Genomic DNA, 1309 nt, shown 5'->3' with positions numbered 1-1309 from the left:
GGGTTGGGAGGGCGCCCCTGTGTGTGGTGTTGGGTCAGTCGTCGTTGCTGGTCTTGAGGCCCTTGGAGATGAGGTCCATGACGCTGGAGTCGGCCAGGGTGGTGACGTCGCCGACTTCGCGGTTCTCGGCGACGTCGCGCAGCAGGCGGCGCATGATCTTGCCGGAGCGGGTCTTGGGCAGCTCGGGGACGATCATGATCTGGCGGGGTTTGGCGATGGGGCCGATCTCGGTGGAGACGTGCTCGCGCAGCTCCTTGAGGGCTGCCTCGCCGGAGGCGGCGTCGTCGACCCCGCCGCGCAGGATCACGAAGGCCACGATGCCCTGGCCGGTGGTCGGGTCGGAGGCGCCGACCACCGCGGCCTCGGCGACGTTGGGGTGCGAGACCAGGGCGGATTCGACCTCGGTGGTGGAGATGCGGTGCCCGGAGACGTTCATGACGTCGTCGACGCGGCCCAGCAGCCAGATGTCGCCGTCGTCGTCGTACTTGGCGCCGTCCCCGGCGAAGTAGTAGCCCAGGTCGGCGAACTTCGACCAGTAGGTCTCCCGGTAGCGGGCGTCGTCGCCCCAGATACCGCGCAGCATCGACGGCCAGGGCTTGTCCAGCACCAGCAGCCCCCCACTCCCGTGGGGCACCTGCTCCCCGGCCTCGTTGACGACCTTGGCCGAGATCCCCGGCAGCGGGCGCTGCGCCGAGCCCGGCTTGGTCGCGGTCGCCCCCGGCAGCGGGGAGATCATGATCGCGCCGGTCTCGGTCTGCCACCAGGTGTCCACGATCGGGGTGCGGTCACCGCCGATGTTCTTGCGGTACCAGATCCAGGCCTCGGGGTTGATCGGCTCACCCACACTCCCCAACAACCGCAACGACGACAGGTCGTACTTGGCGGGGATGTCCGCACCCCACTTCATGAACGTGCGGATCGTGGTCGGCGCGGTGTAGTAGATCGTCACCCCGTACTTGGCCACGACCTCCCAGTGGCGGCCCTCGTGCGGGGAGTTCGGGGTGCCCTCATAGATCACCTGCGTCGCCCCGTTGGCCAGCGGCCCGTAGACGATGTAGGTGTGCCCGGTGACCCACCCGATGTCCGCGGTGCACCAATACACGTCCGACTCCGGCTTCAAATCGAACACGGTGCGGTGGGTGTAGGCCGCCTGGGTCAGATACCCGCCGGAGGTGTGCAGGATGCCCTTCGGGCGCCCCGTGGTGCCCGAGGTGTAGAGGATGAACAACGGATGCTCGGCATCGAAGGCCTCCGGCGCGTGGGTGTCGGGCTGGCCCTCCAGCACCGCATCCCACCACTTGTCCCGCTT

Annotated in this window: 1 protein-coding gene; it reads right to left on the bottom strand. The window is 68.4% G+C overall.

Going from position 1 to position 1309, the window contains the following annotated elements; translation table 11 throughout:
• Positions 1-34: 34 nt before the first annotated feature.
• On the bottom strand, positions 35-1309 hold a 1275-nt coding region (locus F1721_RS34190; protein ID WP_150070999.1), incomplete at its 5' end, for an acetate--CoA ligase.

This window comes from Saccharopolyspora hirsuta, assembly GCF_008630535.1.
GTDB classification, from domain to species: domain Bacteria; phylum Actinomycetota; class Actinomycetes; order Mycobacteriales; family Pseudonocardiaceae; genus Saccharopolyspora; species Saccharopolyspora hirsuta.
This window is presented reverse-complemented; position numbering and strand designations above follow the sequence as displayed.